General features: G+C 70.0%; 14 protein-coding genes, 1 tRNA gene and 1 rRNA gene. 4 read left to right on the forward strand and 12 right to left on the reverse strand.

What is annotated here, in order from left to right:
• Positions 1-126 precede the first annotated feature (126 nt).
• The 3 genes from F3T56_RS29065 (at position 127) to F3T56_RS29075 (ending at position 6855) form a co-directional block, all read left to right on the forward strand.
• Positions 127-4986 (forward strand): ATP-dependent helicase, encoded by a 4860-nt coding sequence (locus F3T56_RS29065; protein WP_149828335.1) that lies wholly within the window; start codon positions 127-129, stop codon positions 4984-4986.
• 182 nt (positions 4987-5168) lie between these two features.
• Complete coding sequence (locus F3T56_RS29070; RefSeq protein ID WP_149828336.1) at positions 5169-6017, forward strand: Fpg/Nei family DNA glycosylase; 849 nt, start codon at positions 5169-5171, stop codon at positions 6015-6017.
• A 73-nt stretch (positions 6018-6090) separates the two neighbouring features.
• Positions 6091-6855, forward strand: a complete 765-nt coding sequence (locus tag F3T56_RS29075; RefSeq protein ID WP_149828337.1) for an SDR family NAD(P)-dependent oxidoreductase — start codon at positions 6091-6093, stop codon at positions 6853-6855.
• A gap of 501 nt (positions 6856-7356) precedes the next feature.
• Here the strand turns inward: F3T56_RS29075 and F3T56_RS29085 are convergent.
• The 9 genes from F3T56_RS29085 to F3T56_RS29125 all read right to left on the reverse strand — a co-directional run bounded on the left by F3T56_RS29085 (position 7357) and on the right by F3T56_RS29125 (position 22078).
• Positions 7357-7827, reverse strand: coding sequence for a Dps family protein (locus F3T56_RS29085; protein ID WP_149828357.1), 471 nt, complete (start codon positions 7825-7827; stop codon positions 7357-7359).
• Between the two features lie 204 nt (positions 7828-8031).
• Complete coding sequence (locus tag F3T56_RS29090) at positions 8032-8409, reverse strand: helix-turn-helix domain-containing protein (protein ID WP_149828339.1); 378 nt, start codon at positions 8407-8409, stop codon at positions 8032-8034.
• A 109-nt stretch (positions 8410-8518) separates the two neighbouring features.
• Positions 8519-9064 (reverse strand): CinA family protein, encoded by a 546-nt coding sequence (locus F3T56_RS29095; RefSeq protein WP_149828340.1) that lies wholly within the window; start codon positions 9062-9064, stop codon positions 8519-8521.
• On the reverse strand, positions 9061-9846 hold the full coding sequence (gene pgsA / locus F3T56_RS29100) for a CDP-diacylglycerol--glycerol-3-phosphate 3-phosphatidyltransferase (protein WP_149828341.1): 786 nt from the start codon (positions 9844-9846) through the stop codon (positions 9061-9063). The genes F3T56_RS29095 and pgsA overlap by 4 nt, the downstream gene beginning before the upstream one ends.
• Positions 9843-11315 (reverse strand): 30S ribosomal protein S12 methylthiotransferase RimO, encoded by a 1473-nt coding sequence (rimO, locus tag F3T56_RS29105; RefSeq protein ID WP_149828342.1) that lies wholly within the window; start codon positions 11313-11315, stop codon positions 9843-9845. Before rimO ends, pgsA begins: the two co-directional genes overlap by 4 nt.
• Before the next feature lie 118 nt (positions 11316-11433).
• A complete protein-coding gene (locus F3T56_RS29110) occupies positions 11434-12300 on the reverse strand; it encodes a helix-turn-helix domain-containing protein (protein ID WP_149828343.1) in 867 nt (288 codons plus the stop codon).
• Positions 12301-12657: 357 nt separating this feature from the next.
• Complete coding sequence (locus F3T56_RS29115) at positions 12658-15384, reverse strand: DNA translocase FtsK (RefSeq protein ID WP_425473643.1); 2727 nt, start codon at positions 15382-15384, stop codon at positions 12658-12660.
• 217 nt (positions 15385-15601) lie between these two features.
• A complete protein-coding gene (locus F3T56_RS29120; RefSeq protein WP_149828345.1) occupies positions 15602-16285 on the reverse strand; it encodes a response regulator in 684 nt (227 codons plus the stop codon).
• 297 nt (positions 16286-16582) lie between these two features.
• The gene (locus tag F3T56_RS29125) at positions 16583-22078 is read right to left on the reverse strand and encodes a HAMP domain-containing protein (RefSeq protein WP_149828346.1); all 5496 of its coding nucleotides are present in this window, start codon (positions 22076-22078) and stop codon (positions 16583-16585) included.
• Between the two features lie 407 nt (positions 22079-22485).
• Here F3T56_RS29125 and F3T56_RS29135 point away from each other — a divergent pair, with 407 nt between their 5' ends.
• On the forward strand, positions 22486-25230 hold the full coding sequence (locus F3T56_RS29135; RefSeq protein WP_149828347.1) for a SpoIIE family protein phosphatase: 2745 nt from the start codon (positions 22486-22488) through the stop codon (positions 25228-25230).
• Positions 25231-25286: 56 nt separating this feature from the next.
• Here the strand turns inward: F3T56_RS29135 and F3T56_RS29140 are convergent.
• The 3 genes from F3T56_RS29140 to rrf all read right to left on the reverse strand — a co-directional run.
• A tRNA-Thr gene (locus F3T56_RS29140) sits at positions 25287-25362 on the reverse strand.
• A 106-nt stretch (positions 25363-25468) separates the two neighbouring features.
• Positions 25469-26131 (reverse strand): DegT/DnrJ/EryC1/StrS family aminotransferase, encoded by a 663-nt coding sequence (locus tag F3T56_RS29145; RefSeq protein WP_149828358.1) that lies wholly within the window; start codon positions 26129-26131, stop codon positions 25469-25471.
• Positions 26132-26245: 114 nt separating this feature from the next.
• A 5S ribosomal RNA gene (rrf, locus tag F3T56_RS50175) occupies positions 26246-26311 on the reverse strand; the annotation flags it as partial.

The following is a 26311-nucleotide window of genomic DNA, read 5'->3' on the forward strand; positions in this document are numbered from 1 at the left end:
CGTCGTGAGCCGTGCAACGAGGTGGCCGGAGTACGCACCGGCGGTCCCCGGCGGTTCTCCCCGTTCGCGGCGGAGCCGTTTCCGCAGGTCCGGGCCGTTGTCAGTGGGCGGGTGCAGGATGGGGGCATGGTCAGCTCCGCACATCGAGCCCTCGACGGCTTCTCCCCCGCGACTCGCGGCTGGTTCACGGGGGCCTTCTCCGCGCCCACCGCGGCCCAGGCCGGGGCGTGGCGGGCGATCGGCGAGGGCTCGGACGTGCTGGTGGTCGCCCCGACCGGCTCCGGCAAGACCCTGGCCGCGTTCCTGGCCGCGCTGGACCAGCTGACGTCGAGCCCGCCCCCGGCCGACCCCAGGAAGCGCTGCCGGGTGCTGTACGTGTCACCGCTGAAGGCCCTCGCGGTGGACGTGGAGCGGAACCTGCGCAGTCCGCTGACCGGTATCCGTCAGGAATCCGTGCGCCTGGGGCTGCCCGAGCCCGAGATGAGGGTGGGCATCCGCTCCGGCGACACCCCGGCCGCCGAGCGCCGCGCCCTGTCCACGCGCCCGCCGGACATCCTGATCACCACCCCCGAGTCCCTGTTCCTCATGCTGACGTCGGCCACGCGCGACGCGCTCACGGGCGTGGAGACGGTGATCCTGGACGAGGTGCACGCGGTCGCGGGCACCAAGCGCGGCGCCCACCTCGCGCTGTCCTTGGAGCGGCTCGACGAGCTGCTGCCCAAGCCTGCACGCCGGATCGGTCTCTCGGCCACCGTGCGCCCTGTCGACGAGGTCGCGCGTTACCTCTCCCCGCACCGCAGGGTGGAGATCGTCCAGCCGCCGTCCGGCAAGGAGTTCGACCTCTCCGTGGTCGTCCCGGTCGAGGACCTGGGCGAACTGGGCGGCTCCCCGGTGGCCGACGGCAACGAGGGCGCGGAGCGGCCGTCGATCTGGCCGCACGTCGAGGAGCGCATCGCCGATCTGGTCCAGGCCCACCGCTCCACGATCGTGTTCGCCAACTCCCGCCGCCTCGCGGAGCGGCTGTGCAACCGGCTCAACGAGATCGCGTACGAGCGGGCCACTGGTGAGTCCTTGGACGAGCACCATGCCCCGGCCGAGCTGATGGGCGGCTCGGGTGCGGCCCAAGGGGCGCCCCCGGTGCTCGCTCGGGCCCATCACGGCTCGGTCTCCAAGGAGCAGCGTGCCCTCGTCGAGGAGGACCTGAAGGCGGGCCGACTGCCGGCCGTGGTCGCCACCTCGAGCCTCGAACTGGGCATCGACATGGGCGCGGTGGACCTCGTCGTCCAGGTGGAGTCGCCCCCTTCGGTCGCCTCCGGCCTGCAGCGCGTCGGCCGCGCGGGACACCAGGTGGGCGCCGTCTCCACCGGCGTGGTCTTTCCCAAGTACCGGGGCGACCTCGTCCAGGCCGCCGTGGTCACCGAGCGGATGCGCAGCGGCTCCATCGAGTCCCTGAGGATCCCCGGCAACCCCCTGGACGTCCTGGCGCAGCAGCTCGTCGCCATGACGTCGATGGACACCTGGCAGGTCGACGACCTCCTCGCCACGGTCCGCCGCGCCGCCCCCTTCGCCGCACTCCCGGAGTCCGCGTTCACGGCGGTCCTCGACATGCTCGCGGGCCGCTATCCGTCCGACGCCTTCGCGGAGCTGCGCCCGCGCGTGGTGTGGGACCGGGTCGCCGGTACGATCACGGGTCGTCCCGGCGCCCAGCGCCTCGCGGTCACCTCCGGCGGGACTATCCCGGACCGCGGCCTCTTCGGGGTCTTCCTCGCGGGCGCCGATCCCAAGAAGGGTGGCGGCCGGGTCGGCGAGCTCGACGAGGAGATGGTGTACGAGTCCCGGGTCGGGGACGTGTTCACCCTCGGCACCAGCTCCTGGCGCATCGAGGACATCACGCGCGACCGGGTGCTGGTCTCCCCCGCCCCGGGCGTCCCGGGCCGCCTGCCCTTCTGGAAGGGCGACCAACTCGGCCGCCCGCTCGAACTGGGCCGCGCGGTGGGCGCGTTCCTGCGCGAGGTGGGCTCCCTGTCCCAGGAGGACGCCCGGCTCCGCCTGCTGGCCGCGGGACTCGACGCCTGGGCCGCAGACAACGTGCTCTCCTACCTCGCCGAACAACGCGAGGCCTGCGGCCACGTCCCGGACGACCGCACCATCGTCGTCGAGCGTTTCCGGGACGAGCTGGGTGACTGGCGGGTCGTCGTCCACTCCCCCTTCGGCGCCCAGGTCCACGCCCCCTGGGCCCTCGCCCTCGGCGCGAAGCTCACCGAACGGTACGGCATGGACGCCCAGGTCATGCACGCCGACGACGGCATCGTGCTGCGTCTGCCCGACAACGATCTGATGGGCCTGGACCTGCTCGACCAAGAACCCATGAAGGCGGGCACCGAGTACGACGCCGAGCAGGCGCCCATCGGCGCCGCGGACGTCTCCTTCGACAAGGGCGAGGTCGACCAGATCGTCACCGACCAGGTGGGCGGCTCGGCGCTGTTCGCGTCCCGCTTCCGCGAATGCGCCGCCCGCGCGCTCCTGCTGCCCCGCCGCAACCCCGGCAAGCGCACCCCGCTGTGGCAGCAGCGGCAGCGCGCCGCCCAACTGCTCCAGGTGGCAAGCGAGTTCGGCTCGTTCCCGATCGTCCTGGAGGCCGTCCGCGAATGCCTCCAGGACGTCTTCGACGTCCCCGGGCTCGCCGAGCTGATGGGCGACATCGAGTCCCGCAAGGTCCGCCTCGTCGAGGTCACCACTCCGGAACCCTCACCTTTCGCGCGCTCCCTGCTCTTCGGATACGTCGCCCAGTTCCTGTACGAGGGCGACTCCCCGCTCGCCGAGCGCCGCGCCGCCGCCCTGTCGCTGGACTCACGCCTGCTCGCGGAGCTGCTGGGCCAGGCGGAGCTGCGCGAGCTGCTCGACGCCGAGGTACTCGTCGAGCTGGAGCGGGAGCTCCAGTGGCTCACCGAGGATCGACGCGTCAAGGACGCCGAAGGCGTCGCCGACCTGCTCCGGCTCCTCGGCCCGCTCACGGACGCCGAGTTGGCGGAGCGCGGCGCCGAGCCGCAGTGGGCGCCGGAGCTGGCCGGGGCCCGCCGTGCCATCCGGGTCCGGATCGCCGGCACCGACCACTGGGCGGCGATCGAGGACGCGGGCCGCCTGCGCGACGCACTCGGCACAGCCCTGCCCGTCGGTGTCCCGGAGGCGTTCACCGAACCGGTCAAGGACCCGCTCGGCGACCTCCTCGCCCGGTACGCGCGCACCCACGGCCCGTTCACCTCGGCCACGGCAGCCGCCCGCTTCGGCCTCGGCGTGGCCGTGACGGACGGTGCGCTCCATCGGCTGGCGGCGAACGGCCGGGTCGTGCAGGGCGAGTTCCACCCGGCGGGCATCGGCCAGGAGTGGTGCGACGCAACCGTGCTGCGCCGTCTGCGCCGCCGCTCGCTGGCGGCCCTGCGGCACGAGCTGGAGCCGGTTCCGCCCGCGGCGCTCGCGCAGTTCCTGCCGCAGTGGCAGCACGTGGGCGGCGGCCACGGATTGCGCGGCATCGACGGCCTCGTGCGCGCGATCGAACAGTTGCAGGGCGCCTCCGTGCCCGCCTCCGCCCTGGAGAAGCTGGTCCTGCCGTCCCGGGTCGCCAACTACACCCCGGCGATGCTCGACGAACTCACCGCGGCCGGCGAAGTCGTATGGGCGGGCGCCGGGGCCCTTCCCGGCAAGGACGGCTGGGTCTCGCTGTACCTGGCGGACACGGCCCCGCTCCTCCTCCCGCCCCCGCACCCCCTGGAACTGACGGCGCTCCACCAGTCCGTCCTCGATGCCCTCTCAGGCGGCTACGGCCTGTTCTTCCGCCAGATCGCCGACCAGGTCCGCGCCACGACCCACCCCGACACCACCGATCCCCAACTGGCCGACGCCATCTGGGACCTGGCCTGGTCGGGCCGGCTCACCAACGACACCCTCGCCCCCATGCGCTCCCTGCTTGGCTCCGGCCGCACGGCAGGCTCCACGGCCCACCGCGCCAAGCGCGCCGTCCCGCGCGGCCGGTACGGCTCCCTGACCGCCGCCGCACGCCCCCAGTCCCGTACGGGCCCACCCACGGTCGCGGGCCGCTGGTCCCTCCTCCCCGCCCACGAGCCCGACCCCACCGTCCGCGCCCACGCCCTCGCCCGCACCCTCCTCGACCGGCACGGCGTGGTGACCCGGGGCGCCGTGGCCGCCGAGGGCGTCGAGGGCGGCTTCTCCGCGACGTACCGTGTCCTGTCCGTCTTCGAGGAGAGCGGCCAGGCCCGGCGCGGCTATGTGGTCGAGGGGCTGGGCGCGGCACAGTTCGCGATGGACGGCGCGGTGGACCGGCTGCGCGCCGTGTCCAACGCCCGCGAGAGGGGCGAGGCCCTCCCCGGCCCCGGCTCGACTCCGCCCCAGGGGGACGGCTTCACCCGCACCCCCTACGACCCCACCGGATTCGATGCCCCGCCCGCCGCCGACTTCGACGCCGGCTTCGACACCCCATTCGGAGCCGCACCCGACGAGATCGCCCCCTTCGTCGACGGTGGCCAAGGCCCGTACAGCCGAGGCGGTCCCCCACACCGCACCCGCCGCTCCGCCACGTCCCCCCGAGCCGTGGTCCTGGCCGCCGCCGACCCCGCGAACGCCTATGGCGCCGCCCTCCCCTGGCCCGACCCACCGACCGAGGCCGGACACAAACCGGGCCGCAAGGCGGGCTCTCTGGTCGTCCTCGTAGACGGCGAGCTGACCCTCTATATGGAGCGCGGCGGCAAGACACTGCTGGCCTGGCCCACCGACCAAGACGGCGCCCTCACGGACGACCCACGCCTCCGCCCAGCCGCCGAAGCCCTCGCCGCAGCCGCCCGCGCGGGTTCCCTCGGCACAGTCACCGTGGAACGCGTGAACGGCACCTCAGCCCTCACCTCCCCCTACGGCACCCTCCTGGAAGGAGCAGGCTTCATAGCAACCCCTCGCGGCCTACGCATCCGCGCCTGACCGAGGCAGCGCCTCCAAACCAGGGCTGCGCCCAATAGGGGCGCGGGGAACTGCGCGACCAGCCACACCACACCAGCACCCGCCGAACCAACCGCACCACCCGCACCCTCAGGCGCCACCGACCACCTCCCCCAGCCACCACCGACAAACCCATACCCCCAAACCCATGCCACCCTTGACCCATGCCCGAAGGCGACACCGTCTGGCAGACAGCGAAACGGCTGCACACGGCCCTCGCCGGCAGCGTGCTGTCCCGCTCCGACCTACGCGTCCCGAAATACGCCACGGCCGACCTCACCGGCCGTACCGTCCTGGACGCCACCCCACGAGGCAAACACCTACTCACCCGCATCGAGGGCGGCCTGACACTCCACTCGCACCTGCAGATGGACGGGTCCTGGAAGGTGTACGGCAACGGCGAGCGCTGGCGCGGCGGCCCGGCACACCAGATCCGCGCGATCCTCGGCACCGCCGACCGCACAGCCGTCGGCTACCGACTCCCCGTACTGGAGCTGCTCCGCACGACCGACGAGCACCGAGTCGTCGGTCACCTGGGCCCCGACCTCCTCGGCCCGGACTGGGACCCCGACCAGGCGCTCGCCAACCTCCTGAGCGACCCCGCCCGCCCCCTCGGCGAGGCCCTCCTGGACCAGCGCAATCTCGCCGGCATCGGCAACGTCTACAAAAGCGAGCTCTGCTTCCTCCTCCGGGTCACCCCCTGGCTGCCCATCGGTACCCTGCCGCAGGACACCGCCGCCCGGCTCCCGGCCCTCGCCAAACGGCTCCTCGAAGCCAACCGCGACCGCCCGATCCGCAGCACGACGGGCCACCGCCAATACGACCTCTTCGTGTACGGCCGCGCACCCCGCCCCTGCCTGCGCTGCCACACCCCCGTCCGCGCAGCCGACCAGGGCGAAGGATCCCGCGAACGCCCCACCTACTGGTGTCCAACCTGCCAAACAGGCGCAGCCCCGGCCCCCGGCACACCCCGCACAGCACGCCCGCGCCCCGGCCGCCGTGCACCCAACTGACTCCCAGCCCACCTCCACCCTCACCGCCGCCGAACAATTGACGACCCGTCAGAAACGCCCGTACCGTCGACTCATGCCCATGACGGCGTACGACCTCACCGGCCACACCGCGTTCGTCACCGGCGCCGCCGGCGGTATCGGCCGTGCGTCGGCCGTGCTGCTCGCCGAGGCGGGCGCCACCGTGCACTGCGCGGACCGCGACGCGCAGGGCCTGCACGAGACCGCGACGCTGATCAAATCCACCGGCGGCACCGCCCACACCCACCATCTCGACGTCACCGACCGCGCTCAACTGGCGCAAGCGGTGGCCGCATGTGAGTCCCTCCACGTCATGGCGGCGATCGCCGGGATCATGTACAGCAGCTCGGTACTGGAGACCCTGGACGAGGATCTCGACCGGGTGTGGAGCGTCAACTTCAAGGGCGTGCTGTACGCCTGCCAGGAGGCCGCCCGCCGGATGATCGCCGACGGGACACGGGGCAGCATCGTCACCATGGCCTCCGGCGCCGTCGACACCGGCGGCCCCGGACTCCTCTGCTACGGCGTGACGAAAGCGGCCGTGGTCCAGCTGACGAAGACCCTGGCGACCGAGGCCGGCCCACACGGCATCCGCGTCAACGCGGTGGCACCGGGATGGATCCGTACGCCCATGACCGACCGCCACGACAGTGCGGCACAGGAGCGGACGGAGTCCTTCATGGCCCGTCTCTCACCGCTGGGCCGGGTCGGCGAGCCCGACGACATCGCGCACGCCGTGCTGCACCTGGCCTCCGACGCCTCGGCGTTCACCACGGGCCAGATCATCCGCCCGAACGGCGGGGTGGCGATGCCGTGGTGATCCCCGTACTACCACCCGTACCGGATGCCGCGGCGCTCCCCGTATCGACCGCATTCCCCCGAACCGGACCAGCCGTGCGCCCCCTGAACACCCCCGCGCCCCACCCCGATCCCGATCCCTTCGGCACGCAGTGCACGGGCAGGAGACTCAGCCCCCACCCCCCGGCCGCGACCGCCCCCTCCACCGCACCGGCATCCGGCGCCAGCGCGAGCCGCAGCACTCCCCACCACCACAGCGCACCGAATCCCAGAGCCGCCCCCCAGCGCACTATCCGCATAGCCGCCACCTCCAGGCCTTCGGGCCCCCAAGAACGACGCTAGACGGCCCTCGACACGGCCAGGCAGGGCGCACCACCGGCACAGAGACGCACGGCTCACTCACGAAGCCCGCACGCACACGACACCCTGCGCGCCCCGCGGCACCACCCCGCCCTCACCACGCCCCCGGCGCACCCACCGACCGCCACCAGCCACCAGCCACCAGCCACGACGATCGCCCGCGCTACCCGTTCTCCGCCTGGAACATCCAATGGTGCTTCTCAAGATCCGCAGTGATCCCGATGAAGATGTCCTGACTCACCGGATCCGCCTCCGCAGTGCTCTCCACCCGCGCCCGCATCCGTGTGATCACCGCGCCGAGCGCGTCCACGAGTGTCCCCACGGCGTCCGTGTCCTTGACCCAGCCGTCGGGGACCTTGCCGATGCCGCTGCTCCCGGCGACCGTCGCGGCCCGCCCGTCCGGTGAGACGCCGAGGGTGGCGGCGCGTTCGGCGACCGTGTCGGAGTGCAGTCGCGCGGTGTCCACGACCTCGTCGAGCTGAAGGTGGACGGAGCGGAAGCGCGGCCCGACCACGTTCCAGTGGATCTGCTTGGCCGCGAGGGAGAGGTCGACAAGATCGACCAGGGCACCCTGCAGCGCCTCGGAAACGGTCTTGAGACCAGCCTCGGACAGCGGGCTCTTCACCACGTACATCAGCACGCTCCGGTTCTTGATACGACCCCTCCACCATGACCGCACGCCACCACCCCGGCAAACGGGGACGCCCCCAGCAGGCCCGGGCCCATGCGAAAGCCCCGGGCCGGCACCCCCAGGTCTCCCTGGAGGCCCCAGCCCGGGGCTTCGCTTCACTTCATCGGCGCGTGCCGAACCTCACGCACGCAAGCGTGGTCGTGATCGTCACGCCGCCACGACGTCCACCGCTTCCGTGGGCGCCTTGATCGTGACCCGCTCCGGCGGCACACCGGCCACCGACACGGAGTTGAGCATGGTTCGACGCACTGGTGCTGGCACCGGCTCGGTGGCCGCTGCGGACTGGGCCAGCTCGGCAAGGGCGAGCTCGTCACTCACTTCCCGCATGAGCTCGGACATCCGTACGTCCAGCGCGTCGCAAATGGCGGAGAGCAGCTCGGAGGAAGCCTCCTTCTGCCCCCGCTCCACCTCGGAGAGATAGCCGAGTGAGACTCGGGCGGACGAGGAGACTTCGCGCAGAGTACGGCCCTGGCGCTGGCGCTGCCGACGCAGCACGTCACCCAGCAGGCGACGGAGCAGAATCATCGGTGGCTCCCTCCTCGGACCGTGTAGCCGCATCCTTCACGCCCCACCGTACCGCCTTGCGCTGCGGCCGTGCGGGGAGCGCTGTTGTGTTCACTCAGGGCTGCAAACATCAAGTCCCCCCGTTCTGTTCCGTATTCTGTGCCCGCTCATTCCCGGTCTGTTCGCCCGCGAGCTCCTCGAGGAGCAGTGCGAGTACGCTCCGTACACTCTCCATACGGATTTCCGTCCGGGCGCCGTTCAACCTCAACGACGCCACTTTCCCGCCACCCGAGACGCCCGAATCCGCTGCGGAGGGCCCGGCGACGGCCACGTAGACCGTGCCGACGGGCTGGCCGTCCTGCTCTTCCGGGCCCGCGACGCCGGTGGTCGAAATTCCCCAGTCGGCGCCGAGCGCCTTGCGTACGCCGTCCGCCATCTGGGCCGCGACCTGCGGGTCCACCGCTCCGCGCTGATCCAGGAGAGTGGCGTCGACGCCGAGCAACTGGTGCTTCAGGTCAGTGGCGTACGCCGTCACCGAGCCCCGGAACGACTTGGAGGAGCCCGGGGCCGCGGTGATCGCGGCCGCGACCAGACCACCGGTCAGCGACTCGGCGACGGCGAGCGTCTCGCCCCTCACCCTCAGTAGTCGCAGCACGTCGGCGGCGGTGGACGTCACCCTTCCGCTCCCTCCGTCGCGGCCTCGCGCTCGGCGATTCCGCGTCGGCGCAGCACAATGGCCTGTCTCACATAGTCGAGTCCGGTGACGACGGTGAGGACGACCGCCACAGCCATCACCCACCATCTCAGGGTGGCCAGGGGCCCCTCCAGCACCAGGACGTACATCCCGACGGCGGTGCCCTGGGCGAGCGTCTTCAGCTTGCCGCCGCGGCTCGCCGGGATCACTCCGTACCGGATGACGATGAAACGCAGGAGCGTGATCCCGAGTTCCCGCCCGAGGATGACTCCGGTCACCCACCACGGCAGATCGCCCAGGGAGGACAGGCAGATCAGCGCGGCTCCCATGATCGCCTTGTCGGCGATGGGATCTGCGATCTTCCCGAAGTCGGTGACGAGGTCGTACGTCCGCGCCAGGTGGCCGTCGAAGATGTCGGTGATCATGGCGACGGCGAAGGCGGCCCAGGCCCAGGCCCGCCAGGCCGGGTCGTACCCGCCGTCCATGAGCATCAGCACGACGAAGCCCGGGACCAGGACCAGGCGGATCATGGTCAGGATGTTCGCGATGTTCCAGAGGCTGGCCTGGTTGACGGCGGCAGCGCCCAGCTTCCCTCCGCGCACGGGCCGCGCACCTTCAGGAACGCCGGGAGTGCCGGAATCGCCGGAGGCTCTCGCGACGTCCTGAGCACCCACAGCGCCCTGGGCATTCGTGGCGCTCTTGGCATTCGTGGCGCTCTTGGCGCCGGAGGAGCCGCCCGCCGCGGATGCCGGGACTCCGGTCATCTGGCCGCCTCCTCGGTACATGCGAGCGACCCCGGAAGCACCTCGGCCACCAGGTCGACGCCTTCCGTGCCGATCACCTTCGCCTCGACCACAAGGCCGACGCTCAGATCCTGACCGCTCGTGAACAGCACCTGGCCGTCCGTCTCGGGCGCCTGGTGCGCGGCACGCCCGTACGCGCCCTCGTCGCCGTCGACCGACTCGACCAGCACCTGCACGGTCTGCCCGACGCGCTCCTCGGCGCGCTGCGAGACCAGTTCCTCGGCCAGCCGCGAGACGCGTGCGAGCCGCTCGGCGACCACGTCCTCGTCCAGCTTGTTCTCGTACGTCGCCGCCTCGGTGCCCTCCTCGTCGGAGTACCCGAAGACACCGATGGCGTCCAGTCGCGCGCCGTTCAGGAACCTCTCCAGCTCGGCGAGGTCGTCCTCGGTCTCGCCGGGGAATCCCACGATGAAGTTGGACCGCACGCCGGCCTCGGGGGCCTTGGAGCGGATGGTGTCGAGCAGTTCCAGGAAGCGGTCGGTGTCGCCGAAGCGGCGCATCGAGCGCAGCACGGCGGGCGCGGAGTGCTGGAAGGACAGATCGAAGTAGGGCACGACCTTGGGCGTGGAGGTGAGCACGTCGATGAGGCCGGGCCGCATCTCGGCGGGCTGCAGATAGCTCACCCGCACCCGATCGATGCCGTCGACTTCGGCGAGCTCGGGCAGCAGCGACTCCAGCAGCCGGATGTCGCCCAGGTCCTTGCCGTAGGAGGTGTTGTTCTCGGAGACCAGCATGATCTCCTTGACGCCCTGCTCGGCCAGCCAGCGCGTCTCGTTCAGTACGTCCGAGGGGCGGCGCGAGATGAAAGAGCCGCGGAAGGAGGGGATGGCGCAGAAGGAGCAGCGGCGGTCGCAGCCGGAGGCGAGTTTCACCGAGGCGACGGGTGAGCCGTCGAGGCGGCGGCGCAGCGGCGAGCGCGGCCCGGAAGCCGGAGCGAGGCCGTCCGGAAGATCGACGGGGGCGTGCCCCGGAAGCGCGACCTCGGCCGCGGATTCCTGCCGCTCGGCCGGGCTGATCGGCAGCAGCTTGCGCCGGTCGCGCGGGGTGTGCGAAGCGTGGATGCCTCCGTTCAGAATGGTCTGGAGGCGGTCGGAGATGTCCGCGTAGTCGTCGAAGCCGAGCACGCCGTCGGCCTCGGGAAGCGCCTCCGCCAGCTCCTTGCCGTACCGCTCGGCCATGCACCCGACCGCCACGACGGCCTGGGTTCTGCCGTGTCCCTTGAGGTCGTTGGCCTCCAGGAGCGCGTCGACGGAGTCCTTCTTGGCGGCTTCGACGAAGCCACAGGTGTTGACGACCGCGACGTCCGCTTCCTCGGCGTCCTCGACGAGCTCCCAGCCGTCCGCCTCCAAGCGGCCTGCGAGCTCCTCCGAGTCCACCTCGTTACGGGCGCAGCCAAGAGTGACGAGTGCGACGGTACGGCGTTCAGGCATGGGCTCAAGACTACTTCGTCCCACTGACAGCCCACGTCGACGGGGTTGGCCGATCTTGGCCAACCCCGTGCGTTCGTTTTCCTTTGCGGTGCCTGTGCGTATGCCCGCCCGGCACCGTCTATCCGACTTCGGGGTCGCCCTTCGTGTACGTGAGGCGTTCGACCTGGCCGGGCTGGAAGTCATCCTCGATCTTCTTGCCGTTGACGTAGAGCTGGATGGCTCCGGCGTCGCCGAGGACGAGGTCGATCTTGGAACTGTCCTGGAAGGTCTTGGTCTGGCCCTGCTTGAGGAGGCCGTCCCACAGAAGCTGGCCGTTGTGGTCCTTGGCGGAGATCCAGCTGCGGCCGTCGGCGGCGCTGACCTGGACGGTCACCTTGTCACGGGGCGCGGCCGCGATGGCGCTGTCGGACGGCTCCGGCTTGGGGTCGACGTCGGGCTTGTCGTTCTTCGGGGTGGGCGAGCCGGGCTTGCTGGTGGTCGGCGTGGAGCCCTCGGCGACCTGCGTGCTGTCGCCGTCCTCGTCGCCGCCGTTGAACGCGGTGAAGCCGACGAAACCGATCACCGCGACGATCGCGGCGACCATGGCGGCGGTCCAGTTGGGGCCGCGGCGCTCGGGGCGGATCCGTTCCGCCTCGAACAGCGGGGCCGCCGGCGTCGGCGCGGGGCGCCCGCCGTGGGCGTCCGCGAACTGTTCGAGCAGCGGTGCGGGATCGATGCGCACCGCGCGCGCGAGGGTGCGGATGTGACCGCGCGCGTAGACGTCCCCGCCGCAGGCGGCGAAGTCGTCCTGCTCGATCGCGTGCACGATGGCGATGCGGACCCGGGTGGCGTTGCTGACGTCGTCGACGGTCAGCCCGGCATCGATGCGTGCCTGTTGGAGGGCACGGCCGATCGAGGGGCGTTCCGCCGAGCGTTCGTCACGGTCGTCTTCGAACGGACGCTCGTCTTCGGGGAAGTTGCCGTCAGGGGAGTTGCCGATGGACACGGGGGCGCCTTTCGAGCGTGTAGCCACCTGTGCTGGAAGTTCAGTCTAGGGGGGGTACGAAAGGGTGGGGCAACCGGGCGGTGGGACTTTGTACGCCATCAGAATGGCCGGTCATCCTGCTGATGGTGATGGTGGGGGAAGAGATTGTCCCCTCCTCCAACTTGACGTACGCCAAAGGGAAACGGTTGCTCACGAATTCCTTACGGGTGAGTCACGTTCGAATACCCGGGCGCCTCAATGCCATCCCAGTTCCCCCGCCGTCCACCCTCGTTCCCTCCACCATCCCACCCGTGTTTCGCCCGCCGAGCAACCGGATTTCACGCGACGTGGCCGCCTCACGCCCCCGTCGCGCCCCTCCTATGCCTCGGTCTCCCCCCGGATCACCGCGAGCACCCCGTCCAGCTCATCGGGCTTCACAAGGACATCACGCGCCTTGGAGCCCTCGCTCGGCCCCACGACGCCCCTGGACTCCATGAGGTCCATCAGCCGCCCGGCCTTGGCGAAACCGACGCGCAGCTTGCGCTGGAGCATGGAGGTCGACCCGAACTGGGTGGAGACGACGAGTTCGGCCGCCTGGCACAGCAGATCGAGGTCGTCGCCGATCTCCTCGTCGATCTCCTTCTTCTGCTTGGTGCCCACGGTGACGTCGTCCCGGAAGACGGGCGCCATCTGGTCCTTGCAGTGCTGGACGATCGCCGCGACCTCGTCCTCGGTCACGAACGCGCCCTGCATACGCGTCGGTTTGTTCGCCCCCATCGGCAGGAACAACCCGTCGCCCTTGCCGATCAGCTTCTCCGCACCGGGCTGGTCGAGGATGACGCGGGAGTCGGCGAGGGACGACGTGGCGAACGCGAGCCGCGAGGGGACGTTCGCCTTGATCAGACCGGTAACTACGTCCACCGACGGCCGCTGGGTGGCGAGCACCAGGTGGATGCCGGCCGCACGCGCGAGCTGGGTGATGCGGACGATCGCGTCCTCGACGTCCCTCGGCGCGACCATCATCAGGTCGGCCAGCTCGTCCACGATGACCAGCAGATACGGGTACGGCTGGAGCTCGCGCTCACTGCCGTCGGGCAGCTTGACCTTGCCGTTCCTTATGGCCTCGTTGAAGTCGTCGATGTGCCGGTAGCCGAACGCCGCCAGGTCGTCGTAGCGCAGGTCCATCTCGCGCACGACCCACTGCAGTGCCTCGGCGGCCCGCTTGGGGTTGGTGATGATCGGCGTGATCAGGTGCGGGATGCCCTCGTAGGCCGTCAACTCGACGCGCTTGGGGTCGACGAGGACCATGCGCACGTCCTCGGGGGTCGCCCGCACCATGATCGACGTGATCAGGCAGTTGATGCACGACGATTTACCCGAACCGGTCGCACCTGCGACGAGCACATGCGGCATCTTCGCCAGGTTGGCCATCACATAGCCGCCCTCGACGTCCTTGCCGAGCGCGACCAGCATCGGGTGGTCGTCCTCGGCCGCGTCCGCGAGCCGCAGCACGTCGCCGAGGTTGACCATCTCACGGTCGGTGTTGGGGATCTCGATGCCGACGGCCGACTTGCCGGGGATCGGGCTGATGATCCGTACGTCCGGGCTGGCGACGGCGTAGGCGATGTTCTTGGTCAGCGCGGTGATCCGCTCGACCTTGACCGCCGGGCCGAGTTCGACCTCGTAGCGCGTGACCGTCGGCCCGCGGGTGAAGCCGGTGACGGAGGCGTCGACCTTGAACTCGGTGAAGACGTTGGTGAGCGAGGCGACGATCGCGTCGTTGGCGGCGCTGCGCGTCTTGCCGGGGCCGCCGCGCTCCAGAAGGTCGAGCGAGGGCAGGGCGTAGGTGATGTCGCCGGAGAGCTGGAGCTGTTCGGCACGCGGCGGCAGGTCGCGGGGCTCGTCGGGGGCCTGCTTGGTCAGGTCCGGCACCAGGGCTTCCTGCTTGGCCCCCTTGGGCGGCTTGACGGCCGTCGGTTCCTGCTTGGGTGCCTTGCTGCGCGCGGCCGGGACGGGCGTGGTCTCCTCACGGTCCCCCACACTCACCCCCTGGGTGAGGTCGGCGACCACCGGCGAGGGCGGCATCCCGTGCAGCACGGCCCCGTCGAGCGCGGCGGCGGCCGCGGCGGCGACGTCCACGGCGTCCATGGGCCGGTCCGGGTCGGGCTGCCGTACGGCGGAGCGCCGGGGACGGCGCTTGGAGAGCGCCTCCTGCTCGGCGCCGTCGGGGTCGTACTGCTGAGGGGCGGATCGGCGCCTGCGGGGGCGCACCGGAAGCGACTCACGCCACTGTTCGTCGTAGCGCGCGTCGTCCTCGCTGTACTCCTCGTCGTCCGCGACGATGCCGAGCTTCTGCCCGAGCAGCCGCAGCCGTTGCGGAATCGCGTTGACCGGGGTCGCGGTGACGACGAGCAGCCCGAATAGCGTAAGCAGGACGAGCATCGCCACGGCGAGAGCCTCGCCCATGGTGTACGTCAGCGGGGTGGCCGTGCCCCAGCCGATGAGCCCGCCGGCGTCCCTTATCGCCTGCATGCCCTCGGTGCGCGCGGGCGACCCGCAGGCGATGTGCACCTGGCCGAGCACACCGAGGACGAGCGCGGACAGCCCGATGACGATACGGCCGTTGGCGTCGAGCTTCTCGGGGTGCCGGATGAACCGTACGGCGATGACCGCGAGCAGGATCGGCACGAGCAGATCGAGCCGGCCGAAGGCGCCGGTCACGAGCATCTCGACGAGGTCGCCGACCGGTCCGCGCAGATTGGACCAGGTGCCGGCGGCGACGATCAGGGCGAAGGCGAGCAGCAGCAGGGCGATGCCGTCCTTGCGGTGCGCCGGGTCGAGATTCTTCGCGCCTTGCCCTATGCCGCGGAAGACGGCGCCGACGGCGTGCGCGGCACCGAGCCAGATGGCGCGTACGAGCTTGTACACGCCCCCGGTGGGGTTGGGCGCCGGCTTCGGAGGGGCCGTCTTCTTCGCCGTCGCCTTCTTGGCGGGTGCCTTCTTGGCGGCGGCTTTCTTCGCGGTGGCCTTCTTCGCCGGAGCCTTCGTCGGAGCGGCCGCCTTCTTCGCGGGCGGCTTCTTCGCTGCGGACTGACGTGAGGCCATGGGTGTGAGGTTACCGGTGGAGGCCACAGCGGACACGTGTGCCTACTGCTTCACCCGTTCGTGTCGCATGCCTGAAGTCCCAAAGCTGACGGGCCTTACGGCCTTCGCCCCCGATGTGGGCCGAGGACAACTCGACGTGGGGCCCGACCACTTCGGTGACCCGGCCCCACTCGGCCATGCGGCCGGCACGCGCTGAGTTCTGACGGCCGGCACGCGTTCAGTTCTGCGACGGCACCGCAGTGGGTCCGCCCGCGCCCGGCTCCAGCGCGTCCAGCGCCCTGCGCAGGCCGGTGAGTTTGCGTTCGAGATGGGCTGCCGTCGCCACCGCGGCGGCGTCCGCGGACTCGTCGTCGAGCTGCTTGGAGAGCGCCTCGGCCTGCTCCTCGACGGCCGCGAGCCGCGCGGAGAGCTCGGCGAGGATGCCGCCGGAGGGCTCCTTGGAACCGCCCGCCGCGCCCTTGCCGCCACCCTCCAACTGGAGCCGCAGCAGCGCCGCCTGCTCCCTGAGCTGGCAGTTCTTCATGTACAGCTCGACGAAAACGGAGACCTTCGCGCGCAGCACCCACGGGTCGAACGGCTTGGAGATGTAGTCGACCGCACCCGCCGCGTACCCACGGAACGTGTGATGCGGGCCGTGGTTGATGGCGGTGAGGAAAATGATCGGGATGTCCCGGGTCCGTTCGCGCCGCTTAATGTGCGCGGCCGTCTCGAATCCGTCCATGCCCGGCATCTGGACGTCCAGCAGAATGACCGCGAAGTCGTCCGTCAACAGCGCCTTGAGCGCTTCCTCCCCGGACGATGCCCGCACCAGCGTCTGATCGAGCGCGGAGAGGATGGCCTCCAGCGCCAACAGATTCTCCGGCCGGTCATCGACCAGGAGGATCTTGGCCTTCTGCACCATGGCCCACCCTCCTCGCCCCGGCTTGGGGCCTCCCCTGTCCACAGGACCAGAGGTGGCACCACGCGGAGCCACCCCCGGGGACGACTCCCTTGCGCCGCCCGTCCTTGTGCCGGTCATCGTAGCCGCACCCCGCCTGTCGCCACACCCTGTCACCGTGATGTCACTGTGCTCGTAGCAGAAACGCGGCAGGGGACCAGAAGGTTCCCCGAATCCCGCACTTCTACACGACCCCGGCCACACTCTGTCAGCAACTCGGCGTCCGGCGCTCCGGGTTGTGACCACAGGCCATCCCTCGCGTCACTCACTCCGCATCCATTGCTCCATGACCGACAGCAGATGATCGGGATCAACCGGCTTCGTCACATAGTCGGAGGCGCCCGAGTCGATCGCCTTCTCCCGGTCGCCCTTCATCGCCTTGGCCGTCAACGCGATGATCGGCAGTCCCGCGAACTGGGGCATCCGGCGGATCGCCGTGGTCGTCGCGTAACCGTCCATCTCGGGCATCATGATGTCCATCAGCACGACCGTCACGTCGTCGTGCTGTTCCAGCACCTCGATGCCCTCCCGGCCGTTCTCGGCGTACAGCACGGACAGGCCGTGCTGCTCCAGGACGCTGGTGAGCGCGAAGACATTACGGATGTCGTCGTCGACGATGAGCACCTTCTCGCCCTCGAACCGGATCGTCCGGCGCGACTGCGAGGCCGCCTCCTGAGCGGCCTGCTGCGCCCAGTGCTCCTGTGCCTGCCCGTTGCCCTGACCGGGCAGGGCGGACGGGGAACCCGCCGACATACCCCTGCGGCGCCGCCTGAACAGCGCGGCGGCCCCGTTCTGGGTCTCGCGGTACGACTTCACCTCGGCTGGCGTCTCGGCGGGCTCGGCCAGCTCGTTCTCGGAGGCCAGCAGCTCCCCTGCCTCCAGGGCGGGCGCGGTCTGCGCGTAGCCCTGCGGGGGCAGTTCACTCGGGTGCAGCGGCAAATACAGGGTGAAGGTGGAGCCGCGGCGCGGCTCGCTCTGGGCGTGGATCTCGCCGCCCAGCAGGCGGGCGATCTCCCTTGAGATGGACAACCCCAGACCCGTACCGCCGTACTTGCGGCTCGTGGTGCCGTCCGCCTGCTTGAACGCCTCGAAGATCACCCGCATCTTGCTGGCCGCGATACCGATCCCGGTGTCCGTCACCGAGAATGCGATCATGTCGGCGTCCGGGTCGCTCAGCGAGCCCGCCTCCAGCAGCTGCTCCCGGATGGCCACCGGCACATCCGCCCCGGCCGGCCTGATGACCAGCTCGACAGCCCCGGAGTCGGTGAACTTCACCGCGTTGGACAGCAGGTTCCGCAGCACCTGCAACAGGCGCTGCTCGTCCGTGTGCAGCGTGGCGGGCAGCTCCGGCGACACGCGTACGGAGAAGTCGAGGCCCTTCTCCGCGGTCAGCGGCCGGAAGGTGGCCTCCACATAGTCGACGAGCTGGACGAGCGCGATCCGGGTCGGCGAGACGTCCATCTTGCCCGCCTCGACCTTCGACAGGTCCAGGATGTCATTGATCAGCTGGAGCAGGTCGGAACCCGCCCCGTGGATCGTCTCGGCGAACTCGACCTGCTTGGGCGTCAGGTTCGACTCGGCGTTGTCGGCGAGCAGCTTGGCGAGGATCAGCAGCGAGTTGAGCGGGGTGCGCAGCTCGTGCGACATGTTGGCGAGGAACTCGCTCTTGTAGCGCATGGAGACGGCGAGTTGCTCGGCGCGCTCCTCCAGGACCTGCCGCGCCTCCTCGATCTCGGTGTTCTTGACCTCGATGTCGCGGTTCTGCCGGGCCAACAGCTCGGCCTTCTCGCCCAGTTCGGTGTTAGAGGCCTCCAGGGCCTTCTGCCGGACCTCCAGTTCGTCCGAGCGCTCACGCAACTGCTCGGTGAGCTCCTGCGACTGCTTCAGCAGCACCTCGGTCTTGGTGTTGACGGAGATGGTGTTGACGCTCGTCGCGATCATCTCGGCGATCTGGTTCAGGAAGTCCTTCTGGATCTGCGTGAACGAGTTGAACGACGCCAGCTCGATGACGCCCAGCACCTTCCCCTCGAAGAGCACCGGCAACACGATGACCTGTGCCGGGGGCGCCTCCCCGAGCCCGGAGGAGATCTTCAGATAGCCGCTCGGCGCGTTCTCCACCAGGATCGTGCGCTTCTCCTTCGCGGCCGTACCGACCAGCGCCTCCCCCGGCCGGAACGACGTCGGCATGGAGCCCATCGAGTACCCGTACGAGCCGAGCATGCGCAGCTCGTACTGGTCCTCGCTGTTCGGGGCCAGATCCTGACCGTCGACCAGCGGCATCGCCAGGAAGAACGCGCCGTGCTGGGCGGAGACCACCGGCGTCAGCTCGCTCATGATCAGCGAGGCCACGTCGTCGAGGTCCCGGCGGCCCTGCATCAGCGCGGAGATACGGGCGAGGTTGCCCTTCAGCCAGTCCTGCTCCTGGTTGGCGATCGTGGTGTCGCGCAGGTTGGCGATCATCTTGTTGATGTAGTCCTGCAGCTCCTTGATCTCGCCGGACGCATCGACGTCGATCTTGAGGTTCAGGTCGCCCCGGGTCACCGCGGTGGCCACGCGCGCGATGGCGCGCACCTGCCGGGTCAGGTTCCCGGCCATCTCGTTCACCGACTCGGTGAGGTCGCGCCAGGTGCCGTCGACGTCACGCACACGTGCCAGACCACCCAACTGCCCCTCGGTGCCCACCTCGCGGGCCACGCGGGTGACCTCCTCGGCGAAGGAAGAGAGCTGGTCGACCATCGTGTTGATGGTGGTCTTGAGCTCCAGGATCTCGCCGCGCGCGTCGATGTCGATCTTCTTGGTCAGGTCACCCTTGGCGATGGCGGTCGTGACCATCGCGATGTTGCGGACCTGTCCGGTGAGGTTGGACGCCATCGAGTTCACGGACTCGGTGAGGTCCTTCCACGTGCCGGCCACGCCCGGGACGTGCGCCTGACCGCCGAGGATGCCGTCCGTGCCCACCTCACGGGCCACCTTGGTGACCTGGTCGGCGAACGAACTCAGCGTCTTCACCATGCTGTTGAAGGTGTCGGCGAGCTGCGCGACCTCGCCGCGCGCTTCGATCGTCACCGTACGGGTGAGGTCGCCGTTGGCGACGGCCGCGGCGACCTGGGAGATGTTTCGCACCTGCATGGTCAGGTTCTTGGCCATCAGGTTCACATTGCCGCTGAGGTCCTTCCAGATGCCGGTGACGCCCGGCACGTGCGCCTGGCCGCCGAGGATGCCCTCGGTGCCCACCTCTCGGGCCACCCGGGTCACCTGCTCGGCGAAGGACGACAGCTGGTCGACCATCGTGTTCACGGTGGTGACGAGTTCGAGGATCTCGCCCTTGGCGTCGACGGTGATCTTCTTCGACAGGTCGCCCTTGGCGACGGCGGTCGTGACCTCGGCGATCTGACGCACCTGGATCGTCAGGTTGTTCGCCATGAAGTTCACCGACTGCGTGAGGTCCTTCCAGGTGCCGGAGACGCCCTGCACCTCGGCCTGACCGCCGAGCTGGCCCTCCGTACCCACCTCACGGGCGACCCTGGTGACCTCCTCCGCGAACGACGACAGCTGGTCCACCATCGTGTTCAGCGTGTTCTTCAGCTCCAGGATCTCGCCGCGCGCGTCCACGGTGATCTTCTGGGACAGGTCACCCCGGGCCACCGCGGTCGCCACCTGCGCGATGTTCCGCACCTGGCCGGTCAGGTTGCCGGCCATGCCGTTCACCGACTCGGTGAGGTCGCGCCACACACCGGCGACACCGGGCACCTGCGCCTGACCGCCCAGCCGCCCTTCCGTACCCACCTCGCGGGCAACGCGGGTCACCTGGTCGGCGAAGGACGACAGCTGGTCGACCATCGTGTTGATGGTGTTCTTGAGCTCAAGGATCTCGCCGCGCGCGTCGACGTCGATCTTCTGCGAGAGGTCACCGCGGGCCACGGCGGTCGTCACCTGCGCGATGTTCCGCACCTGCGAGGTGAGGTTGCCGGCCATCGAGTTGACGGAGTCGGTGAGCTCCTTCCACGTGCCGGACACACCGTCCACGCGGGCCTGACCGCCGAGGCGGCCCTCCGTGCCCACGTCCCGGGCCATCCGCGTCACCTGGTCGGCGAAGGACGACAGCTGGTCGACCATCGTGTTCACGGTGTTCTTCAGTTCGAGCATCTCGCCCGCGACATCGACGGTGACCTTCTGCGAGAGGTCACCGTTGGCCACGGCTGTGGTGACCGCCGCGATGTTCCTCACCTGTCCGGTGAGATTCCGGAACGCCGTGTTGACGGAGTCCGTCAGGTCCTTCCACGTACCGGCCGCACCCGGCACCTGCGCCTGACCACCCAGCCGGCCCTCGGCACCGACCTCATTGGCCACACGGGTGACCTCGGCGCCGAAGTACGAGAGCTGGTCGACCATCCCGTTGACGGTGTTCTTCAGCTCCAGCATCTCGCCGGCCACGTCGACGGTGACCTTCTGCGAGAGGTCGCCGTCGGCCACGGCGGTCGTCACCGCCGCGATGTCCCTCACCTGAATGGTGAGGTTCCGGAAGACCGTGTTCACCGAATCGGTGAGGTCCTTCCACGTTCCCGCCGCGCCCGGCACCTGCGCCTGACCACCCAGCCGGCCCTCGGCACCGACCTCATTGGCCACACGGGTGACCTCGTCGGCGAAGATCCGCAGCGTCTCGGTCATCTGGTTGATGGTCTCGGCGAGCTTCGCGACCTCGCCACGTGCGGGAACGGTCACCTTCTGCGACAGATCACCGTTGGCGACGGCGGTGGTGACCTGGGCGATCCCCCGCACCTGCGCGGTGAGATTGCCGGCCATGGTGTTCACCGAATCGGTGAGCTCCTTCCACACACCGGCCACACCCGGCACCTCGGCCTGACCACCGAGTTGTCCGTCGGTGCCCACCTCGCGGGCGACTCGCGTCACCTCGGAGGAGAACGCGGAGAGCTGGTCCACCATCGTGTTGACGGTTTCCTTCAGCTCCAGCATCTCGCCGGCCACATGAACCGTGACCTTCCGGGACAAGTCGCCCTTCGCGACCGCGGTCGTCACCAGTGCGATATCCCTCACCTGTGCGGTGAGCCGGTGCGCCATGGTGTTGACGGACTCCGTCAGATCCTTCCAAGAACCGGACATTCCGCGCACCTTGGCCTGCCCGCCCAGCTTGCCCTCGGTGCCCACCTCGCTGGCCACCCGGGTGACCTCGTCGGTGAACGTGGACAGCTGGTCGACCAGGTTGTTGACCGTGCGCCCGACCTTCAGGAACTCCCCGCGCAGCGGATGCCCGGTCCCGTCCGGACCCTGCGTCCGCAGCTCCATACGCGGCGACAGATCACCTTCCGCGACGGCCGACAGCACCCGGCTGACCTCGGAAACAGGCCGTACGAGGTCGTCGACCAGCGCGTTCGACGCATCGATCGCGGCCGCCCAGGAGCCCTCGGTCGCTCCCGTCTCCAGCCGCTCGGTGAGCTTGCCCTCACGCCCGACCACTCGCCGCACCCGCGACAACTCACCGGTCAGATGCAGGTTCCGGTCCGCCACCTCGTTGTACACGGCGGCGATCTCGGCCATCACGCCGTCACCCGAAACGGTCAGACGCTTGCGGAAGTTGCCGTCCCGCATCGCCTCCAACGCCGCCAACAGGCGGTTCAGGGCAGCCGTGTCCACGGTGGTGGTCCCATTGCGCGGTTTGCGTGTTTTGCGCTGATCGTTCAGGGACTGTCCGCCTTTCGCGCGCGCTTTAGTGCCCCGCGTCGCTGCGCCAGACTCCACTGTGTCCCTCCCGCAAGGGTCGACCGTTCCTGCTCGCCGTATTTCGCCGTACTTCGCCGTGCTCGGACGCCTCGCACTGCTCGTACCACTCGTACTACTTCGTACTCAGATACTTATGCTCGCCGAACCGGGTGCCACTCCCGGGCACGCTCGGAAGGTACTCGGCCTGCCGAGACGCTCTCCTGGAAGCCTGCCCAGTGTTTCACCATGCCTGAACCAGGCCATAACAGTTCGGCAGCTTCGCACACGGTCCGCACACCTCCGGGCGGAAACACAGACGACCGGCATCCGCATGGACGGCGAAGGTAAGTAACCTTGCATGCGGCTGTCCAGCCATGCCGGTCCCGTCCGGCCTGGGCGGTGGCGCACGAGCACGAGCGGGCAGGCATCGGAGGGGCGGCCGCACCATGACCACCGGACTGCATCCTGGGGAAGCCCCCCGGGACCCCAGGCCGACGGAGAACCAGGCTCTGCCACGGCAGGAGGTCGACCGAAGGTCCCCGCACGTCGAGAACCGGACAAGGAGTTCTGTGATCACCGCGCGCGCGGCCGCCAGCTTCGACCCCGTCTCACGATCCGTCGCGACCGCCCGCAGTTTCGTCCGCGACACTCTCCAGGGCTGGGGATTCGCCGACATCGTCGACGACGCCGTGGTCCTGACCAGCGAACTGGTCACCAACGCGGTCGTCCACGCGGGCACCTCCGCCGACGTCCTCTGTCTGCGTACGGAGGACGGCGCCCGCATCGAGGTCGCCGACAGATACCCCGAGCGTGAGATTCCCCTCCAGGGCAACCACATCAACATGGGCAACCCCGACCGCGAGGGCGGCCGCGGCCTCCAGTTGTGCGCGGCGATGGCCTCCCGCTGGGGCGTCGAGTACACCTCCACCCACAAGCAGGTCTGGTTCCAACTCGACCTCCCCGACCGCCCGGTGGGCACCCGCACGGCCGGCCCGTCCCTCCCCGCCGACCTGCTCCCGCTCGCCGACGGCCGCGTCCGCGTCGCCGTCGTCCAGATCGACCGCACGGGTGCGATCGGCGCCTGGAACGAGGACGCCGAGGAACTCTTCGGATACGCCCCCGACCAGGTCATCGGCAAACCCCTCACCGATCTCGCCGCCTGGCCCCACACCCCCGGCACCAGCACCGGCGTCGCCGAGGCCCTCCAACTCTCGCGCTGGGAGGGCAGTTACGGCATCCGCGGCGCCAACGGCCGTGTGACGCCGGTCTACGCCTCCCACCTCCGGGTACGCGACACGACCGGCGACCCCTCGACGGTCTGCCTTCTCGTACGGGACCACGAGCGCGCCGTCCTCCAGACTCCGATCCGCGTCCCGTCCGGCGACTCGTCCGGCTCCGGCGAGGGCCAGGCCACGGACCCCTTCGAGGTCTTCATCGGCTCCCCGGCCCCGGACGACCTCGACGGCCTCCTCCAGCGCACGGTCGAGCGCGCCCGCGACATGCTCGACGGCGACTCGGCCTTCCTGCTCCTGGCCACCGACGACGAGACCGAGCTGGAGGTACGGGCCTCCACCGGCCTGCCCTCGGCCCGCCAGCGCTTCGCCCGCGTCCCCGTCGAGGCCGGCCCCGGCCGCTACGGCTCTGCCCGCATGCCCGCCGTCCACGACGACCTCGCGGCCGTCCCCGGCGCCGTACCGCTGCTGAGCGGCACGGGCATGCGTTCGGTCGTCACGGTCCCGCTGAAGGTCGAGGGCCGCCTCACCGGCTCCCTCGGCGTCGCCGCCGAGGCCCCGGGCCGCTACTCCAACGAGGAGGCCCTGCGCCTCCAGTTCGCCGCCGACCGCATCGCGCTCGCCGTCGAGTCGGCCCGCCTGGGCGAGCTGGAACGCCTGCGCCGAGGCTCCCTGTCGTTCCTCGTCGAGGCCTCCGACCTCCTCGCCGGCACCCTGGACCGCGACCAGACCCTGGCGCTGATGGCCCAGATGACGATCCCGACCCTCGCCACCTGGTGCGCGGTCTACACGATCGCCGACCAGGCCTCGGACCCGTACCTCTCCTACGTCCTCCACGAGGACGAGGACCTCATCGACGGCCTCAAGGCACTCCTCGCCAAGATCCCCCCACCGGAGCCGATCCCGACCCCGGGAGCCCGTGTCTGGACGGCTCCGGCCGAGGCGGCCCACCGCGCGGCCCTGCGCACCTCCATGCGCAGCCTGGGCCTCGGCGAGCCCGCCACGGTCAGCTCGGGCATCGGCACGACCCTGGCGACCGCCTCGGCGGTGGGCGGCGAGACGGTCGTCCTCCCACTGGTGGCCCGCAACCGCGTCATCGGCATGCTGACCCTCGGCAAGCCGACGGACGAGCACTTCCGCCAGGAGATCCTGGAACTGGCCGAGGACCTCTCCCGCAGGGCTGCCCTCGCCCTGGACAACGCCCGCCTGTACTCGGAGCGCATGGCCATCAGCCAGTCCCTCCAGCGCAGCCTCCTCCCGCCCGAACTCCCGCAGATCGACGGCGTCGAGGTCGAAGTCATCTACCGCGCGGCCGGCGAGGGCAACGAGGTCGGCGGCGACTTCTACGACGTCTTCCCCATCCGCGACGGCGCGTACGGCTTCGCCATCGGCGACGTCTGCGGCACGGGCCCGGAGGCCGCCGCCGTCACCGGCCTGGCCCGCCACGCCCTGCGCCTGCTGGCCCGCGAGGGCTACGCCGGCCCCGCGGTCCTGGAGCGCCTCAACTCCGCGATCATCGACGAGGGCGCCCGCAGCCGCTTCCTGACGCTCCTGTACGGCGAGTTGTGGCCTCAGGACGACGGCAGCGCCCTGCTGAAGGTCGTCTGCGCCGGCCACCCGCTCCCCCTGCGCCTGCGCCAGGACGGCACGGTCGAGCCCGCCGCCGAGCCCCAGGCCCTCCTCGGCGTGATGGAGGACCTGGAGCTGTACGAGCAGACGGTCACCCTCGACCCGGGCGACGTCCTCCTCTGTGTCACGGACGGCGTCACCGAACGCCGCGAAGGCACCCGCATGTTGGGCGACGACGGCCTCACCGAGGTCCTCACGACCTGCACGGGCCTCACGGCCGGCGCGGTCGCGGCCCGCGTGATGCGCGCGGTCGAACGCTTCGCCTCCGACGCCCCGTCCGACGACATGGCAATCCTGGCGATGCGCGTCCCGGGCCTCCACAAGGACTGAGCGAGAACCCTGAAGACACGAAAAAGGCCCCGCCCGATTGGGCGGGGCCTTTTGGCTGGAGCCCCCAAACGGAATCGAACCGTTGACCTTCTCCTTACCATGGAGACGCTCTGCCGACTGAGCTATAGGGGCCTGTTACCTGTTCGAGGTTTCCCTCGCGGCAACGGGATAGATCATACCCCGAATCCGCGGCTGCCTCGAACCACCCGAGCGAACAGGCGCCGAGAGCGGAGTCGACCTAGAACGCCGGCTGCAGCAGGCCACCGAGCGCGTTGCACGCGGACACCATCCGGTGCAGTTGCCGCCGCGACATCGCACCGGCGATGGGCAGAGCCAGCGTCTCGTCGGCGGCCCGCTCGGTCTCCGGCAGGCACACGTCCTGCCGGAACCCTGGCATCCGGTGCACCGGTGTCTTCACCGGCACACTGCACTCAACTCCCTTGGCCCGTATGGCCCGTGCGAAGGCGTCCCGATCGGGCCGCCCATTGCCCGGCACCCGCACGACGTACTGCTGAAACGTGTGCCCGTCGCCCCCGTCAGGGGTCCGCACGCCCTTCAGCTTCGCCCTGAGATACGCGGCCCGCTGCCTGCGCTCCCCGACTTCGCTGTACGGCGCCTCCGACTCACCCTGCTCAAGCACCAGCAACCCATGCCGCTGCCCAAGCCGGTGCAGTCCGGCGATGTCGGCCGACCGACCGAACCGGTGGACGACGACGACAGCCACCGTCCGAGACGTCACTGCGGCCTCGACGGCCGAGGCATCCAGGCAGTACGTCACCGGGTCGATATCGGCGAAGACCGGTACTGCCCCTGCCAGACTCACCGCCTGGGCGACCTCGGCGTTCCCGAACGCCGGCACGACCACCTCGTCGCCGACGCCGACACCTGCGGCCCTGAGCATTGCAACAGTACTCATACTTCGGATCATGGTCGCGCAACGTGAACGCCAAGTGACGCACGACAAAAAAGAGCTGGTCCCCGAACCGAAGTTCAGGGACCAGCTCTATCAATAATTGTTCGGCGGTGTCCTACTCTCCCACAGGGTCCCCCCTGCAGTACCATCGGCGCTGTAAGGCTTAGC

The sequence above is a fragment of the Streptomyces tailanensis genome (assembly GCF_008386495.1).
Taxonomy (GTDB): domain Bacteria; phylum Actinomycetota; class Actinomycetes; order Streptomycetales; family Streptomycetaceae; genus Streptomyces; species Streptomyces tailanensis.

Coding starts and splice junctions, on each gene's coding strand:
- rimO (WP_149828342.1), bottom strand. CDS start 11,315: ATGCCTGAACGCCGTACCGTCGCACTCGTCACTCTTGGCTGCGCCCGT.
- F3T56_RS29115 (WP_425473643.1), bottom strand. CDS start 15,384: ATGGCCTCACGTCAGTCCGCAGCGAAGAAGCCGCCCGCGAAGAAGGCG.
- F3T56_RS29070 (WP_149828336.1), top strand. CDS start 5,169: ATGCCCGAAGGCGACACCGTCTGGCAGACAGCGAAACGGCTGCACACG.
- F3T56_RS29145 (WP_149828358.1), bottom strand. CDS start 26,131: ATGCTCAGGGCCGCAGGTGTCGGCGTCGGCGACGAGGTGGTCGTGCCG.
- F3T56_RS29075 (WP_149828337.1), top strand. CDS start 6,091: ATGCCCATGACGGCGTACGACCTCACCGGCCACACCGCGTTCGTCACC.
- F3T56_RS29120 (WP_149828345.1), bottom strand. CDS start 16,285: ATGGTGCAGAAGGCCAAGATCCTCCTGGTCGATGACCGGCCGGAGAAT.
- F3T56_RS29090 (WP_149828339.1), bottom strand. CDS start 8,409: ATGATTCTGCTCCGTCGCCTGCTGGGTGACGTGCTGCGTCGGCAGCGC.
- F3T56_RS29065 (WP_149828335.1), top strand. CDS start 127: ATGGTCAGCTCCGCACATCGAGCCCTCGACGGCTTCTCCCCCGCGACT.
- F3T56_RS29085 (WP_149828357.1), bottom strand. CDS start 7,827: ATGTACGTGGTGAAGAGCCCGCTGTCCGAGGCTGGTCTCAAGACCGTT.
- F3T56_RS29135 (WP_149828347.1), top strand. CDS start 22,486: ATGACCACCGGACTGCATCCTGGGGAAGCCCCCCGGGACCCCAGGCCG.
- pgsA (WP_149828341.1), bottom strand. CDS start 9,846: ATGACCGGAGTCCCGGCATCCGCGGCGGGCGGCTCCTCCGGCGCCAAG.